Consider the following 16144-nt stretch of genomic DNA (forward strand, 5'->3'; position numbering starts at 1 on the left):
GCAGACACCCGGTCGGCACCGGAACGAATCAAAAAGCACAGGACGTCCGACGCCGGATATCTCCGAAGACGGCGACCGGCGCCCTCGCCTCCGACCACTCACGCCCGGCCGCTCATCGCCCTCGATGCCACTGTCTGACGACACGCCAGAGAAATAGAGACGAGCCGGGGTGGTGGTAGAGCACGCTCTGGCAGTCATGTCGAAAACCGCGAATCCAGGGATGGATGGGTATGACTGATCAACGGACCAGCACGGCCACGGAAGAAGGCCGCGGTCCCGCACAAACACTGGACTCCCCCGGGAACATGCGAGGTCCGGCCCGATCCGACCCACATACGACTCGATCCGAAAGCGGAAGTGTGGACAATGTACACGCACCGCAAATTCGCCGTTTCAGAGCGTTCCGGCCGCCAGCCACATCCCAGACCGCAGGGGCGCGGCCCTTCTTTGCGCGCCTCGGGCGCTGCGCAACTGCCCGTCAGACGTGTCCGCAAGCCGGTCCTGAAGCGCGACACGTTCCGTCCGCTCCCCCGCCGCGAGAACTTCCCTAGGTGTGAATCTGTGACTGTGGGCTGAGAATGGCGGGTTAATACACAGTTGGGATGGCGGTTTCGGTGCTCCGTGTGGAGAAGCATCGGTGCTGCTGCACAGATCCCGTTACATCGTTACTCAATAGGGGACATCGCCACTCAGGTTAACTGCGTAGAGGCCAAGTTCGTGACGCGTCAGAAGTTCCTTGCGCCAGCAGCACCAACCGGTCGATATCCAGGTTTGTAACTTTCTGACAGCGCCGTCACGGCGGCAATATCCTGGGGAGTCGTTCGACAGCACCCGCCAACGAGCCGGGCACCAAGTTCACGCCAGATTGGCGTTCCCTCCGCAAGGCTTGCGGGCTGTTTACTATCGGGGCCCGACGGGCTCGCCGCGGCCGGCCCCCACGTTTTGGTGACTGCGTCATAGCTTTCGCCCGAATTCGGATATGCGATCAGGGGCGTATCAGTGGCTCTGCCCAGGGCCTCCAGCGATGGGGAGACCAGCTCCAGCGGCACGCAGTTCACGCCGATAGCCGCCACGAGCGGCTCTGCCGTCAAGAGCTTTGCCGCCTGAGCCAGCGGCGTACCGTCGCTGATGTGGCCGCCATCCCGTAGCGTGAAGGAGAGCCAGGCTTCGACGTCGAACTCTTTCATGAGTGCCAACAGGGCCTCGGCCTCCGGCAATGAAGGCAGCGTCTCACAGGCAAGAAAGTCCGCTCCGGCCTCCACCAGCGATGCGATTCGGGGCCGGTGGAACTCCAAAAACTCGTTTCGGCTGAGGACATAGTCGCCCCGGTATTCCGATCCATCGGCAAGGTACGCGCCGTAGGGCCCGACCGATCCTGCAACAAGCAGGGGGCCCGCATCCGGGTTTTCCGCCAGGTACTCGCGGCGTGCCTCGTCGGCCAGGCGCACACTCAATGCCACCCGTTCCAAGGCCGCTTGCTCGCCGATGCCGCGGCGCGCGAATCCCAGGGGTGTGGCTTGATAGCTAGCCGTGATGGCGACAGTGGCTCCGGCGCGGAAGTAATCGTGGTGTACGCGCTTAACCAGTTCCGGTTGCTCCAGAAGGACTTTAGCCGACCACAAAGGGTCTTCCAGATCGCAGCCGTGCGCTTCAAGCTCGGTGGCGAGCGCACCGTCCACCGTCAGGTTCGCTCCGGCGTCGAGCATGCGGGAAAGGATGGTACTGGGCATCGTTCAGGGCTCCAAGCATTTCGGTTTGTTCTTTCCTGCGGGGCAGTTGCGGCGCCTCGTGGCCCGGCAATGCAAGGTAGCACAACGTGGAGTGCCAAAAAGAGCAGTGCAGCCCGGGGCTTGCAGATGACGGTCAGCAGCCGCTTGCAGCAACCGGTGTTCCGCGGCTCAGTCACGCCCAAAGTCTGGCGGACGTGCCGAGTGAACGCGAACACCTCTCAAAATTGTGCGTAATAAGCATATATTCATGCTTGTAATGAACATCACTCTCTGCCAATATGGCATTCTGACACCTTTTGCGAACTGCCCAGGAAGAGGCTTCCCTTGAAAATTGCAATGAAATCAGTCCGCAAGCTGCGCGTGCATTGGCCTATAGCTTCGGAAACCTTCTCGCGGCTCGCCACGGGGGACGCAGAAGCGTTCAAAGATGAAGCCGGCATCGCGGCCCTGCTCCAGGCTTCGTCGGAATCCACCGACTTAGGGGATTTTGGCAACTACAGGCATGTATTTGAATCCGGCCTGGGTTTCGAGGGTTTCACCTGCACTGAAGGCGCTAACCCTACGTTGGGGCAGGTGGGGCAGCGGACAATTTCGCCTACCTTTGTCTTCACGACGTATTTCGATGCGGCGCTCCCTGACGCCGCCGTGGAACGCTTCCTGCAGCACATCGTGGATATCCATCCCTGGGAGGTACCGGTCATCGAACTGACAGGCCCGGTCAGCGTCTCCAGCACAGCCCTTCCCGCACTCTTTGAGAGCGAGGCCGCATCATGATTGAAGCCACCACAGCTGGACTTTGGGACGGTCTGCAGGCGTTGCTGGCGGGCAGGTCATTCACCGACCTGACGCACGCCTTCCACCCCGGCCAGCCGCATTTCCCGGCCTTCCCCGACGAAATCAGGGAGGCGGTCTTCGACCTGGAGAAAGGCGACGGTTTCACCGCTCACCGGTATTCGATCATCGGCCAATGGGGTACGCACGTTGACCCTCCCTCGCATTTCATCCGCGGGGGACGGACCTTGGACCAGATTCCTGTGGAGGACATGGTCCTCCCACTGGTCATCCTCGACATCACCGCCCGGGTCACCGTAAATGCGGACGCCACTCCCACGATGGGGGACATTCAGGCATGGGAGCGCCGCAATGGTGCCATCGCACCGCGGTCCTTTGTGGCGTTGCGGACAGGGTGGAGCCATCGTTGGCCCGACGCCGACGCCATGGCAAACAGGGACGATGAGGGTGTCAGCCACACACCTGGCTGGTCGCAGGAAGTCCTCTCCTTCCTGATCGAGGAGCGGTCGGTAACTGCCGTCGGCCACGAGCAGACGGACACAGACCCGGGGCGGGCTACGTCCTGCCAGGATTTCACCTTGGAGACCTATGTCCTGGCGCGGAACCGGTGGCAGATCGAGCTGATGGCGAACCTGGACGGACTTCCAGAAGCCGGCGCGATCCTCATTGCAAGCTGGCCTAAGCCACTGCAAGGCAGCGGCTTTCCAGCCCGTGTCTTCGCCATCCACTAAGACACGTTCGTGCAGTGACTAGAATCGGATCCATGTCTAAGACGTCCAGCATGGGCCGGGGAATCATGGCTGTCCTCGCTGTGGGCTCCCGCAACGCAGAAGGCCTGTCTGGCGGAACGGTCGCTGATATAGCAGCCGATCTGGGCAGGGACCGCAGCCAGGTTTCGCGCAGTCTCCGGACCGCCGAGCAGGAGGGGTTTCTGGCACGCGGAGACCATCGGTCCTACACAATGAACTGGTCGCTCCTGACAGACGCACAGCTGTTGACAGAGCAACGGCTGCAGACCGACGGCGTAACCGCTCTGGAAGGCTTGGCCGGTGAAACTAACGAAGGATGCTTCCTTGGAGTTATGAGCGGAAACAGTACTGTCACCATCGGTGAGCGTGTTCCGGCAAGTAGCAACATGGTCGGTTCGTGGCTGGGCCGGCCCTACCCGGCGTTTTGTAGCGATGCCGGCCAGGCCCTGCTGTGGGAAGCCTCGGACGCCGAGGTCCGAACCATTTTCTCCGGCGTACCTTTCGTGCGCCATGGCCCCAATACACCGCTTGACGTCGAGGACTTCCTGTCACGACTGCGCGGGGCGCGGGCACGGGGGTACTCCATTGTCGACGAGGAAGCCGAACCAGGACTTTACTCGCTGGCCGTTCCGATTCGCGACTTCAAGGGCGATGTGGTGGCAGCGCTTCAGGTCGTCGGCGCCAAGACACGCTTGGAGCCGCGCCTGGAGCTATGCGCCACGGCTCTCGTGTCCTGGGGAAAGTGGCTTGAGTCAACGCTGGGTCACGCGGCGCCGCAGAACCGGCTCTAGCTGGCAAGGCCCTTCCGGACCGCGTTGTCCCGGGGACGGCCCTCAAAGGACCCCAGCCGCTCGGCTGCTGCCGTAAGGGCCTTTGCAATGTCATTGGTGCTGGGTTTGATCTCGGCCCGGCTGCCGAGGACGCTGAGCGCGGCAAGAATCGATCCTTCAGCGTTGCGGACCGGAACGGCCAGTTCGTAGATTCCGTGCTCGAATTCTTCCTCCGCGACAATGAAGCCCCGCGCCCTGTCCCGGTCCATCAGTTCGGCGACTTCTTGCGGCGAATGGGCCGCCCCCGGACCGCCTACGCCGATAAAGTTGACATCCTGGAGAAGGACTTCAATGGCCGGCTGTTGGTCGTCCCACAGCAAGGCCCGTCCGGAGCCGGTACACCACACGGGCGTCACCATGCCGGGTTTCACGAAGCTGCCGGGTACCGCATCGTTACTGGAGGCCCGCAGGAGAACGACCCGGAAGCCATCACGAACGGAAACTCTGGATCTAAGGCCGAAAGAAGCCACTAAAGCCTCAAGTTCGGTTCTTGATTCGCGGACCCAGCCGGTATTCAGCGCTGCGGCCAGGCTGAAAAAACGTGGACCGGTTCGGAAGGGACCGCGATCGACGCGCTCCAGCAGTCCCAGCTCACACAATTCCTGCGTCAGCCGTGAGACGCGGCTTTGTTCCATATCCAACTCGGATGCGAGCTGGGAAACGCCGAGAAGCCGCCTGCCCTGCTTCTCCCGGTCTGCGACCAGCCGAACTATTCGAAGTCCTTGGGCCATGGACGACGCTTCCGAGGAAGAATCCATGCTCCGTGCTCCTTCCGCCCGATGACTACGCCTATTCTCACATGTCTTCATTGTTGACCAGGACGCGGTTTCCTTGCGCCCACACAGTGTAGAGGTCAGCGAGTATCGCTGAATTCGCTGCTTCCAGTTCTGCGGGAGCGATTTCTGCCCGTCCCTGCCGCCCGAACAGCACGACTTCGTCTCCAGGGGAAACTCCCGCCACGTCGGTGACGTCGACAACCATGGAATTCATCGAAACGATGTCGACTATGGCAGCGCGTCGGCCGCGGACAAGTACGCTGCCTTGGCTGGCCAGTGCCCGCCGGTAGCCATCTCCGTAACCCGCTGTCACTGAAGCCAGCCTGGAGTTGCGGTCCAAGGTGTGGGTGAGCCCATAGCCGACCTTAGTGCCTGCTGCATAGCTATTAATGGACGCAATCCGGGCTTTGAAGGCCAAACACCGTTGGAAGTGCGCTGTTGCAGGTTCCGAATCGCCGTAGAGGACTGCCCCGGCACGGACCATGTCCAGCCACGAGCCGCGGACGTGCAGGGCGGCGTATGAATTGGCGCAGTGGAGCAGCACTTCCTCCCGGGGAGTTCGGGTCAATTCAAGCAGTGTCAACACCTGGCTTTGGAACCGCCGAAGAGTCGTTTCGATATGGCCGTCGTCGTCCTTGGGAAAATGCGTCATGATCCCGGCCAGTTGAAGCCCCGGGTGGCTCACGATTCCTACCGCGGATGCCCGGCCAAGCGAGGATGAGACGTCGAGGCTGTGCCTGCTGATCCCGGAAGAGTTGATATCGAGGTGGATGCGGACCACCTTCCCAGCCACGGCAGCGATCTTGTGTATCTCCCACGCGCTCTGCGGGTCGGCGACAAGTTCCTCGATGTCGTGACGCAGGCCTGCTCTGATCTCCTGCGGCGCCGCGGCACGGACACGCAGGATCCGGCCCTCAAAACCGCAGCGGCGTGCAATGGCTGCCTCCTCGTTGCTTCCTACTCCGATGAATGGAACGCCCAGACGAACAAGGGACGGGAGTAAGAGGTCAGCTCCGTGCCCGTAGGCATGGGACTTGACCACTGCGCACAACAGCGCCCGGTCATCGATCATGGACAGGAGGGTCCGGACGTTTGATTCGAAAGCGGCGGCGTCAATCTCCAGCCAGCTGCCGGCGTCCTGGACCGAACTGCGCACGTTTTGCATCAGGCCTTGTGAGTTCATGGTTTATCCCTTGAACAGCTTCGTGGCCGGGAAAGAAGGACCCCGGCCACGAAGCTGAGAAGACGATGGTTGATGATGGCGTCAGGACAGCTGGTCTGCGCGCGCCTTGCGCCCGTATTTGAAGTAGAAGAAGGCGTAGCAGGCACCAACAAAAGAGATTCCGAAATAGAGGGCTGCCACCTGATTCGGGTCAAAGGCGATGCCGATGAGCGAAATGAGGCAGAGCGAAAAGGCCAGGATGGGCACCAGCGGGAACAGCGGGGCCTTGTAGGCAAGGGCGGCGACATCGCCGCCGTTCTTGACAAAGGATCTCCTGTGGAAGAAGTGCGAGGCGGTGATGGACATCCAGACCCCGACGACGGCGAAACCTGCCACTGAAACGAGAGCCAGGTAGACCGTTTCGGGCGCAACGACGCTGCTGATGAGCGACGCAAGGCCTCCGAGCATGCTGACTGAAAGCGCGATTAGGGGGATACCGCCCCGGGTCAGTTTCTTCAGCGCCCGGGGGGCGTGCCCCTCGTCGGCAAGGGAGTAGAGCATCCGTGCGCAGGAGAAGAGGCCGCTGTTTCCGGCGGAGAGGAGGGCGGTGATGATGACGAAGTTCATGATGTCGGCGGCAAAAGGAATGCCTATGGATGAGAAGACAGTCACGAACGGGCTTTCATCCAGGCCTACCTGATCAAAAGGGATGGTAGCTGCGATGACAGCGATTGCCCCGACGAAGAAGATCAGCAGGCGGATCACTGTGCTGCGCATCGCTTTGGGGATGCTGGTGGCGGGGTCAGCTGTTTCGCCCGCTGCCACACCGATGAGTTCCGAGCCGGAGAAGGCGTAGAACACTGCAAGTGCAGTGACGAGGACGCCGCTGAAACCGTTGGGGAAGAGGCCGCTGGAGGTGTTGAAATTCTCAAACATGAACGGGTGGCTGCCTCCCTCACTGAGCGGGTGGATGCCGAACAACGCCGCGCCACCAAGAACGATGAGGACCACGATGGCGCCGACTTTGACGATGGCAAACCAGAACTCGGACTCGCCGAAGAACTTCGAGGAAACTGCATTGAATCCGAAGAGGACCGAGGCGAAGATGACGCACCAGACCCAGACGTCAACATCCGGGAACCAGCGCTGCATGAGGAGACCGGAGGCAGTGAACTCCGATCCGATGGCCACTGCCCAGCAGAGCCAGTAGAGCCAGGCCGTGGCGAACCCTGTGGCCGGCCCGATCGACCTCGCCGCGTAAATGTGGAAGGCGCCTGAGACCGGATACGCGATGGCAAGCTCGCCGAGGCAGGCCATAACCAGGTACACAACGAAGGCGCCGATCAGATAGGCGATGACCGCGCCGAGCGGTCCGGCCTGGGAAATGGTGTAGCCCGAGCTCAGGAACAGCCCTGAGCCGATCACCCCGCCCATGGCGATCATGACCAGATGGCGTGCCCCCATGGACCGCCGGAGCCCGGAGTCGGTCGACGGGGGCAACGTGGGTTGTGTGTCTAGCTGGACAGGTGATGAGGGTTCCATGGTTTCTCCCCGGTGAGTGGATAGGTCTGATGCGAAAGATGCGCACATCGCCCCGGCTTGGGGGACAGGGCGCCTCGGGCTGTGCAGTGGCGGTAGTGATGAAAGTAACACGAAAACGGCCTTTGGGTCATTAAAAACATTTCAACATGCTTATGTTGCACCTAAGTTACTTCGAGGCGCTGCTGCCGAATCGGCGTACAGATGGTCAGTTCGCCCTGTTGTTCGGTCACAATGACATGCGCTGACGGACATGGAATGCGGTGAGCATTGGAGGACCGATGTATCTGACTTAAGGAGCACCATGACCACCTATGACATTGCGCTGATCGGCTTCGGCGGCGTCAACAGGACGCTGGCCGAACTGGTCGCAACACGCGGTGACTCACTTCGTTCCGAGCTGGGCTTCGGCCTGCGTGTCGTCGCCATCACCGACCTGCGTCTCGGTTCGCTGGTCCAGCCCGAGGGGATCGACCTCGGCATCGCACTCAATTTGGACGGTGGAAGCGAAACCTTCGCCGCCCATGGCGGGTCCGCGGACACCAATAACGAATCAGTTATCCGTGACTGCACCGCCGACATCATCTGCGAGGCCACGTTCACGAATCCCGACGACGGCGAGCCAGCAGTTTCGCACGTACGCTGGGCCCTCGAATCCGGCAAGAGCGTTTGTACGACGAACAAGGGCCCGGTTGCCCTCCGCGGCGCCGAACTGACCGCCCTGGCCGAACAGAACGGCGTGCACTTCGAATTCGAGGGTGCCGTCATGAGCGGCACTCCTGTCATCCGCCTGGCCAAGAAAATGTTCGCGGGGCTGAAGCTGAACGGGTTCGAAGGCATCCTCAACGGCACCAGCAACTATGTGCTCGGGCGGATGGAATCCGGACTGGACTTCGAAGAGGCCATCAGCGAGGCACAGGAACGCGGCTACGCCGAAGCCAATCCCGCAGCAGACATCGAGGGATACGACGTTCAGCTCAAGGTACTGATCCTCGCCAACGAGCTGCTCGACGCAGGCATCGAACTAAAGGACGTTCAGCGGGCGGGGATTTCGACAGTGACGCCGGAGAATATCCAGAAGGCAACCCGCGAGGGACGCCGCTGGAAGCTCGTGGGTTCAGCGCGGCAGAACCCGGACGGGTCAGTGACCGCAGGCGTCTCCCCCGTAGCGCTCCCCCTCGGCCATGGGCTGGCCGGCGTTTCCGGCGCAACCAATGCCGTGTCCTTCGACACCGACCTTCTGGGCCCGGTAACCGTCTCCGGACCGGGAGCCGGCCGTGTGGAGACCGCCTACGCCCTGCTTTCTGACATCATCGCAATGCACGCAGCCAGGACGGAAGTAGCCGCAAATGTCTGAATCAACGCTGTGCTCGACGGAAACGGCGCTGCCGCAGTTCCGCGACGTGATGAGCCCGTACGACGGCAGAGTGGTCGGCGCGGTTTCGCTGACCGAGGCCACCGCCGGCAAAGCCGTGATCGAAACGGCCCGCGTCGGCGCCCGGAAGGCACGGGCACTGTCCCGCAACGCCCGCGGGAAGATACTGGACGGCGCCGCAACGGAGATCGAGCAGCGCAGCGAGGAGTTCGCGCAAACGATTGTGTCCGAGGCCGGGAAAACGATCCGCCAGGCACGGAAGGAAGTGATGCGCGCGGTCAACACGCTCCGCCTCTCCGCTACCGAAGCGCGCCGGAACGCAGGCGAAGTCATACCCTTTGACTCGTACGAGGGCTCAGAGGACCGCACCGGCTGGTACTCGCGCGAACCACTGGGCATCATTGCCGCGATCACTCCTTTCAACGACCCCCTCAACCTGGTGGCACACAAGATCGGCCCGGCAATCGCCGGAGGAAACGCCGTGATCCTCAAACCCTCTGCATTGACTCCCCTGTCAGCCCAGCTGCTCACGGACGCCCTCGTGAGCTCCGGCCTCCCGCCGGAAGCCCTCACGATTGTTCACGGCGACCGGGACGTGGCCGAAGAAATCATTCGGTCCCGGGACGTACGAATGGTGTCCTTCACCGGGGGGTTCTCCACTGGGGAGAGTATCGCCCGCACCGCAGGCCTGAAGAAGCTTTCCATGGATCTCGGCGGAAACGCACCCGTGATCGTCCTGGACGATGCCCACATCGAGAAGGCCGTGGAATCCTGCGTCTCCGGAGCGTTTTGGGCTGCCGGCCAGAACTGCGTGGGGGTGCAGCGGATCCTCGTAGCCGCCCCAGTGTACGGCGCGTTCCGCCAGCGCTTCCTGGAGGCAACGGCGCGGTTGGTTGCCGGGGATCCAATGGATGAACAGACGGATGTCGGACCCATGATCAGCCCCACAGCATTGCAGGAGCTCCAGTCCAAACTGGACGTGGCCCTCGACGCCGGCGCCGTCCTGCTCTCAGGCAACGTCACGGACGGCAATGTGCTTCAGCCGACCGTCCTGGAAGCCGTCCCGGCGGACAGCAGCCTGTGGAGGGAGGAGGTTTTCGGCCCTGTGGTCATGCTTCGTAAATTCAACACCTTCGAAGAGGCCATCGACGTCGCCAATGCCATCGAGTTCAGTCTTCATGCGGGCATATTCACCGACTCCCTGGCCAGGGCCATGGATGCGGCCCGCCAGCTCGAAGCAGGCGGCGTCATGATCAATGATTCCTCTGATTACCGGTTCGACGGCATGCCATTCGGCGGGGCTAAGTACGGGAGCATGGGCAGGGAGGGCGTCCATTTCGCGTATGAGGAGATGACCCAGCCCAAAGTCATCTGCATCAAGAACTGATCGAACTGGAGGGGCGCGGCCGAGGGCCCGCGCCCCTCCAGTTCCTCCGGGCAGCCGGCACAAAACTGCGCACCACCCAAACTTCCACACGGAGGACAGAAAACCATGGCCACCCGCATCGAGACGGATTCGCTCGGGAGCGTTCCTTTTCCGGCCACAGCCTATTGGGGAGCACACACCGCCCGGGCCTTGGAGAACTTCACCATCAGCGGGATCACTTTCACTCCGTGGCGCGGGCACCTCCGGCGCCCCGCCTGATGAAACTGGAAAGCGTCATGGCCGTCACTGTGTCCGTGACTCCGGGAATAGCAGCGATCTGCTCCCAGATCTCCTGCACCCTCTCCAGCGACCGGGCCTCGAGCCTCACCAGAAGATCAAAGTCACCGCTCACGACATCGCACAGAACCACCTCGGGAATCGACCGCAACACGGAGATGACGTCCGCCCCCCGCACCCGGTCCTTCCTGTAAACCATCAGGAAGGCGGACACCAGGCCCTGGCCCGGAGGGCCGGCAACAATCGTGTACCCCTGGATATACCCTTGCCGTTCCATCCGCTCGATCCGCTGGCGCACAGCGTTCCTCGAAAGGAGGACTTTGGTCGCCAGCTCTGCATGGCTCATGCGAGCGTTCTTCGTAAGCTCCGCAAGAATCCTCTGATCAATCTGATCAAGACTCACTCGATCCATGCCTGCCCTTCACCGCAATAATCCCCCGGACCCAACCGGAACGGAAACAACTTCAAGACCGAAAGCCTCGAAAAATGACACTTCATCAAGCCCGGCCGTCTCTCACTGGCATTAGCTGCATCTTGTTCGACATGGACGGCACGCTCCTGGATTCAGCACCGGGCGTTACAACAAGTGCTGCACAGGCATTGGCAGCTGTGGGCGCGCCGGTCCCCAGCATGGACATACTGCGCCGATTCGTTGGTCCGCCCATGATCGAGTCCTTCAGAACAGTCTCACAACTGGACGAAAAGACGGCCCAAAAGGCCCTCCAACATTATCGCAAAGCGTACGCCGATCATGGCGCCGAACAGTCCAGCCCCTACGACGGGATCATCGATCTACTCGAACGCCTACATTCGGCCGGCATTCCGATGGCCGTAGCCACATCCAAGGTTGAAGATCAAGCAAAAAGACTGGCACGAATGTTCGGAATTGATTGCCACTTCATCACCGTATGCGGAGCGTCAGATAGCGAGGGAAGAGCGAGCAAGGCAGACGTCATCGCCGAATTGCTGCTTCGGCTCCATTCCACAGGCGTAGACATCTCCAGTCCCGCAATGGTCGGAGACCGAAGCTACGACGTCGCGGGAGCAGCTATACACGGAATCCCCACAATATTCGCACTCTGGGGATACGGGGAGGCCGAGGAAGCCTCGCAGGCCGCCGCCGTTGCTGCCTCCCCTGCGGCCCTTCTGCCACTGATCCTGGAGAACCGCCGGCGGTCAGCCGCGCAGCATCCCTCGTGCGATGAGTCCACGAATGCGACCAGCAGTCATCCACATTCCACTGTTTGACGAGCCGTCGAAGCCTGCGTTTAGGGTTCGCACGCATTCCTCCCCGACTGTGGAGCTCCCGCACTGGCTGGGAGAGCGCAATCGTGCCCTAAATGGGGCCGGAGACTCTCAGGGATGGACGAACTCGAGCGGCGCTAATCGTGATGGTTGTATTCGAACCGTTCGATGATAATGCTGCCGCGGGTTGCCGCCAGTCCGACAACGCGGCCGGTGAACCCGCCGGCGACCTCTGTGGACAGATACCGGCCGTCCATCCGCGCGAGCGTCGTCAGCTCGCCGTGCTCTCGAAAGCCCAATGTGACTTCGTCCGGCCCAGTATTTATGCCCGGTTGGCCCGCCAAGGGTGAGTCGTTGCATGCGATTTCCAGCTGAAATGGTCCAGGGGCTGGGTCGATTTCCGCTGTCGCTACCACCTGCTGAAGGGGTCCGATCTGGGCCACGACCCGGATTTGGCGTCCGGAGGCTTCGATGCCATACCAATGGAAGTCGTCCATCCTCAGGAGGAACCTGACCGCCTCGTCACCCGAGAGAAGAACCGACGCGCGTGCACCCCAAACGTGTCCGAGGACCCTGGTTGCCAAGATGTGAACGCTGCCAGTCTGGCTCTGCCTGATAAGGAGACCTTCGGGGGTTTCGGCCGTAAACGAAGCGGGGTCCTGGCCGGGTGAAATCCACCGCGGGTGAAGGCTGTCTGAAGAGAAATCATCAATAAACGAAGACCCGACGACGGGAACCTGATAACGGTCCTCATCGAACCGCGGCCAACCCTGGTCCCAGGAGATACCCGCAACAAAAGTTTCTCGACCCAGGACGTGAAAGCCAGGAACAACGCCTCGGGGACGAACACCGAGGTAGACCGCGGCCCAATCACCATCGACCGTTTCGACCAGGTCCGCGTGGCCGACACTCTGGACGGGCGCCGCCATGCTGCGATGACTGAGGATGGGGTTGTTCGGATGCGGTTCGAAAGGACCTGCGGGACTGCTGCCACGGCTGACAGAGACGGCATGACCGCGTTCCGTGCCGCCTTCGGCCAAAACCAGATACCAGCAGCCGCCCGCCTCATACAGGTGCGGCCCCTCCGGGTAGGCCAGCCCTGTTCCCTGCCACACCTTCCTGGGAGATTCCAAGAGGCGGCCAGCGTCGGGATCCAGCCGCGCCTGGACGATACCGGACTCATTCTCGCCGGGGCCGAACCCCACCCAGGTGAGGTAACAACTTCCGTCGCTGTCCCACGCGATATCCGGGTCGATGCCCAGCGTTCCCGGTATCTGTACCGGGTCACTCCACGGGCCAGCAGCCTCCTTGGACCGCAACAGCAAATGACCGCCACCGAAGTCGCTCATGTTCGTGGTGACGAACCAGAATTCACCGTTGTGATGCCTGAGCGTTGAGCCGAAGATCCCGCCTGAAGGACGCCCGTCCCCAACAGCGAACTGGCTCCGCCGGGTGAGGATGTTCCCGATCTGATCCCAAGTTACGAGGTCCCGGCTGTGGAAGATCGGCGCTCCGGGGAAGTACTCAAAGCTCGACGTTGCCAGGAAATAGTCGAAGCCGACCCGACAGATTGTGGGGTCAGGGTGGAAACCCGGAATGACCGGTGTGATGGCTGCGGGAGATGCTACTTGCCGAACCTGCTCGACTGCAGTGTCAACCAATGGGGCTCCGTCCGTTGCTGGCATTGACTACCCGGTCTGCGGGAGTAGAGGAATTTCAACCCTAGGATGTCCCGCCTTGCAGTCCCACCTGGACTTTCACTGGTTGGAACACCTTCCCTGCCTCACACCCGCATCACAGCCGGGGACGCCACGTCATTCAGCGCTGCCGCTGCATGGTCCAGAGCGTTGCACCAATTGGCCACGATGCCTTCAAGGGACGCGACGGTACCTGCCCGGCTGCCTTTCGATCACATGGAAACGCCCCGGACCAGCGTGGTCCGGGGCGAAGCAGACGGAATGGAAGATGCCGTGGACGGGGCGATGCGTACCGGCCTGATGGTAGCCAGCCGAATCGGCGAGCAGCTTGCCAGAATGCGCGAACTGGAACAGCGCACCATCGCCGCAGCAGAGGAGGAGAACCCCCTATCCTTGCTGCGGTGGTCCACGTGCCCTAGCCTGTGCATTCAGGCCAACACGGGCATGGGTAACCCTGAGGGCGTGGCTGAAATTAGTGCGGTGCTGGCAGGACTGACGGCAGAAGAACTCGAGGAGATCACCGTCCTGGGGCCGAAGGGACATCTTGGCCGGCATCTGATCGCCGTCATCGACAGAGCTACCGGAGGCGCGGACGCCGGACGGGGGTTTTACGTGACGGACGGAACGGTCAACGGCAACGGTGGACAGTTCCACGTCCTCCACAGCGACCTGAGTGACCGCATCTTCCGAGTCGGGACAGGCCAAAGCTAAGCCGGCAACCCCTTGAGCTATCGTGTGCCATTACTGTCCATTTACTGAGGCCTGGCCTGATTGACCCCAAGCCTGCCAAACGGAACCGTGCAGGCAAACTTCATTTCCGGCGTGGCGCCGGCCTGAATGTCATTACCAGACTGTAATAATTCAATTTGTTTTACATATTGCTGCTGCAGTCGCGGTCCCATAGAGTCGGGCCATCAGCTGGTCGGGGCAGCGACGCTTCAGCCCAGCGATCATTGGGGGACTATTTCACTTCACTTCGCTGTGCGCCCTGATGTCAGCTAGCGGAGTACTGAAATTGGGGGATTCAATTGAAGAAGATTCTTGGTGCGACACTAGCTGGCATTCTCGTAACGGGGCTGATGACCCTTGCATCTCCGGCCCAGGCTGCCCCGGACACAGGGGGGGTGGTTAGTCCACAGGGGCTATGTGACAGCTCGACGGTCTACAAGACGGTCACCTCCAAGCAAAACTACTATCAGGCCATCGGCCCGGTGTACCACGCCATTAACGGGACGAGCTATGCGAACACTGTCACGTTTACGAATACCTTGTCTGGCACGATAGGAGCGACAGTGGGCGGTTATATTGAAGGCGGCGTGAGCGGTGGAATCGCGACTGCTAAGGCACAGGTGTCCGGCAGCATCACGGCCTCCGCTTCCTATACGACCTCAATGTCGGTCCAATACACCGTGCCGGCTTTGCGGACCGGCTACGCGCAAATCGGAACCAGCAAATGGAAGGTAAACATCCGCACTTGGAAATACAACACCAATTGCGTTAGTTCGACTATTGGGACGGGGACGCTGGATGCTCCCACCAGCATCGGGTGGAAGACTTGGAATGGCTGATAGATCAGCGGGGATGATGCTGGCCGGGGCCGGGCTTGCTGCAGTGTGCCTTGCCCTGGTGGGATGCGACGCCGTGCCGCCGCTGCCTCCCGGTACGGCCACAGCTACGGCAAGTCCGTCGAGCACGCCGCCCGAGTCAGTAACTTCTCCGACGACCGTGAACCACCACATTCCCAGCGGCGAAAAAGTGGTCGGATCGCTGGACAACCAGACTGCAACGATGAGCCTTGGTCAATTCAGCGTGGAATCGAAGTTCATCAAGGTATATCTGACGTGCTTTGGCCCGGGGGAAGTACTCATAAACGTCGATGGGGTAGGTAAGTTCCCGCTGCCCTGCAATCAAAACGATGTGGTTCCTTCGGAAAACCAATTCGAGGTCAGCCACCTCAAGTCCTATTCGGTAGGCATCGAATCGGCTGTGGGCCAGCGCTGGGCAGCGACCCTGGCCATACCAAAGGCGTAGCGTTGGGATCAGCCGTTGCGTGGAGGCGGCTGATCCCAAAGGCCGGTCGCCGCAGGGAGATACTCGGATCATGACGCGACTGGAGTTCTGGACGGACTACGGTCCGGGACCGCTATGGACCGATGAAGGCAAACCCGTCGATTTGACCTCGGGTCTCGGTGATTCTGCTCGTGGCCGCAGATCGGCTGCACTCAACTGATTCCAACGCCGATATCGGAGATTATGGCGAGCGGCCACTCAGAAGCGGCTACGACGGCAGGTTACGTGAACACTATCGATGAGCCTCGTCGGGCACTTGTGTCCCAGGCAGGGAATAATGCCGGGGCGCCGTGAAGCCGGCGGCTCGGTTTCTGGCCGGTTATTCTTGGCCGGGCGCCGGGACGGTCGCGGGTGTGTGCTCGATGACGAGTGTGCTCCGCTGGCTTCCTGCTGCTACCAGGCGGGCATTGCGTTCGTCATTGCCGGTTGCACGCCATTCGGCGATGGCGGGGTCCTTGTCGAACCTCAGGTGCCGGGCGGTGAGCCGGCGCAGGCGTTCGCCCTGTTCGAGTTCGA

Annotated in this window: 15 protein-coding genes and 2 pseudogenes; 10 read left to right on the top strand and 7 right to left on the bottom strand. The window is 61.4% G+C overall.

Annotated features, from left to right (window positions below; translation table 11 throughout):
- Positions 1 to 725: 725 nt before the first annotated feature.
- The gene (gene mmuM, locus AC1DGD_RS21855) at positions 726 to 1730 is read right to left on the bottom strand and encodes a homocysteine S-methyltransferase (RefSeq protein ID WP_476858241.1); all 1005 of its coding nucleotides are present in this window, start codon (positions 1728 to 1730) and stop codon (positions 726 to 728) included.
- Positions 1731 to 2054: 324 nt separating this feature from the next.
- Here mmuM and AC1DGD_RS21860 point away from each other — a divergent pair, with 324 nt between their 5' ends.
- From AC1DGD_RS21860 to AC1DGD_RS21870, 3 genes are read left to right on the top strand one after another with little or no spacing between them, the layout of a single operon-like run.
- Positions 2055 to 2504 (top strand): hypothetical protein, encoded by a 450-nt coding sequence (locus AC1DGD_RS21860; RefSeq protein ID WP_476858242.1) that lies wholly within the window; start codon positions 2055 to 2057, stop codon positions 2502 to 2504.
- Positions 2501 to 3253: a cyclase family protein gene (locus AC1DGD_RS21865; protein WP_476858243.1), complete on the top strand. Its 753-nt coding sequence runs from the start codon at positions 2501 to 2503 to the stop codon at positions 3251 to 3253. Before AC1DGD_RS21860 ends, AC1DGD_RS21865 begins: the two co-directional genes overlap by 4 nt.
- Before the next feature lie 32 nt (positions 3254 to 3285).
- Complete coding sequence (locus tag AC1DGD_RS21870; RefSeq protein ID WP_476858244.1) at positions 3286 to 4062, top strand: IclR family transcriptional regulator; 777 nt, start codon at positions 3286 to 3288, stop codon at positions 4060 to 4062.
- Here the strand turns inward: AC1DGD_RS21870 and AC1DGD_RS21875 are convergent.
- From AC1DGD_RS21875 to AC1DGD_RS21885, 3 genes are all read right to left on the bottom strand, one after another.
- Positions 4059 to 4859 (bottom strand): IclR family transcriptional regulator, encoded by an 801-nt coding sequence (locus tag AC1DGD_RS21875; protein ID WP_476850810.1) that lies wholly within the window; start codon positions 4857 to 4859, stop codon positions 4059 to 4061. The two genes, AC1DGD_RS21870 and AC1DGD_RS21875, sit on opposite strands and share 4 nt — an antisense overlap.
- Before the next feature lie 37 nt (positions 4860 to 4896).
- On the bottom strand, positions 4897 to 6060 hold the full coding sequence (gene alr / locus AC1DGD_RS21880) for an alanine racemase (RefSeq protein WP_476858245.1): 1164 nt from the start codon (positions 6058 to 6060) through the stop codon (positions 4897 to 4899).
- 81 nt (positions 6061 to 6141) lie between these two features.
- Positions 6142 to 7581 (bottom strand): amino acid permease, encoded by a 1440-nt coding sequence (locus AC1DGD_RS21885; protein ID WP_476850812.1) that lies wholly within the window; start codon positions 7579 to 7581, stop codon positions 6142 to 6144.
- A gap of 301 nt (positions 7582 to 7882) precedes the next feature.
- Between AC1DGD_RS21885 and AC1DGD_RS21890 the strand changes: the two genes are divergently transcribed.
- The 3 genes and pseudogenes from AC1DGD_RS21890 to AC1DGD_RS21900 all read left to right on the top strand — a co-directional run.
- A complete protein-coding gene (locus AC1DGD_RS21890) occupies positions 7883 to 8935 on the top strand; it encodes a homoserine dehydrogenase (protein ID WP_476858246.1) in 1053 nt (350 codons plus the stop codon).
- A complete protein-coding gene (locus AC1DGD_RS21895; protein ID WP_476858247.1) occupies positions 8928 to 10340 on the top strand; it encodes an aldehyde dehydrogenase family protein in 1413 nt (470 codons plus the stop codon). Before AC1DGD_RS21890 ends, AC1DGD_RS21895 begins: the two co-directional genes overlap by 8 nt.
- Before the next feature lie 105 nt (positions 10341 to 10445).
- Positions 10446 to 10550: pseudogene (locus AC1DGD_RS21900) on the top strand (lyase family protein); the annotation flags it as partial.
- 10 nt (positions 10551 to 10560) lie between these two features.
- Here the strand turns inward: AC1DGD_RS21900 and AC1DGD_RS21905 are convergent.
- A complete protein-coding gene (locus AC1DGD_RS21905) occupies positions 10561 to 11028 on the bottom strand; it encodes an Lrp/AsnC family transcriptional regulator (protein WP_476858248.1) in 468 nt (155 codons plus the stop codon).
- Positions 11029 to 11102: 74 nt separating this feature from the next.
- Here AC1DGD_RS21905 and AC1DGD_RS21910 point away from each other — a divergent pair, with 74 nt between their 5' ends.
- Positions 11103 to 11864: an HAD hydrolase-like protein gene (locus AC1DGD_RS21910; RefSeq protein ID WP_476858249.1), complete on the top strand. Its 762-nt coding sequence runs from the start codon at positions 11103 to 11105 to the stop codon at positions 11862 to 11864.
- 134 nt (positions 11865 to 11998) lie between these two features.
- Here AC1DGD_RS21910 and AC1DGD_RS21915 read toward each other — a convergent pair whose 3' ends face one another.
- Positions 11999 to 13522 (bottom strand): glycoside hydrolase family 43 protein, encoded by a 1524-nt coding sequence (locus tag AC1DGD_RS21915; protein WP_476858250.1) that lies wholly within the window; start codon positions 13520 to 13522, stop codon positions 11999 to 12001.
- Between the two features lie 297 nt (positions 13523 to 13819).
- On the opposite strand from AC1DGD_RS21915, the gene AC1DGD_RS21920 reads away from it, so the two are divergent.
- From AC1DGD_RS21920 to AC1DGD_RS21930, 3 genes are all read left to right on the top strand, one after another.
- Positions 13820 to 14269, top strand: coding sequence for a hypothetical protein (locus AC1DGD_RS21920; protein ID WP_476858251.1), 450 nt, complete (start codon positions 13820 to 13822; stop codon positions 14267 to 14269).
- A gap of 317 nt (positions 14270 to 14586) precedes the next feature.
- Positions 14587 to 15126: a hypothetical protein gene (locus tag AC1DGD_RS21925; protein ID WP_476858252.1), complete on the top strand. Its 540-nt coding sequence runs from the start codon at positions 14587 to 14589 to the stop codon at positions 15124 to 15126.
- Complete coding sequence (locus tag AC1DGD_RS21930; RefSeq protein ID WP_476858253.1) at positions 15119 to 15589, top strand: hypothetical protein; 471 nt, start codon at positions 15119 to 15121, stop codon at positions 15587 to 15589. The genes AC1DGD_RS21925 and AC1DGD_RS21930 overlap by 8 nt, the downstream gene beginning before the upstream one ends.
- A 358-nt stretch (positions 15590 to 15947) precedes the next feature.
- Here AC1DGD_RS21930 and AC1DGD_RS21935 read toward each other — a convergent pair.
- Positions 15948 to 16144: pseudogene (locus AC1DGD_RS21935) on the bottom strand (nucleoside/nucleotide kinase family protein); the annotation flags it as partial.

Source organism: Arthrobacter sp. 05T45 (assembly GCF_056395875.1).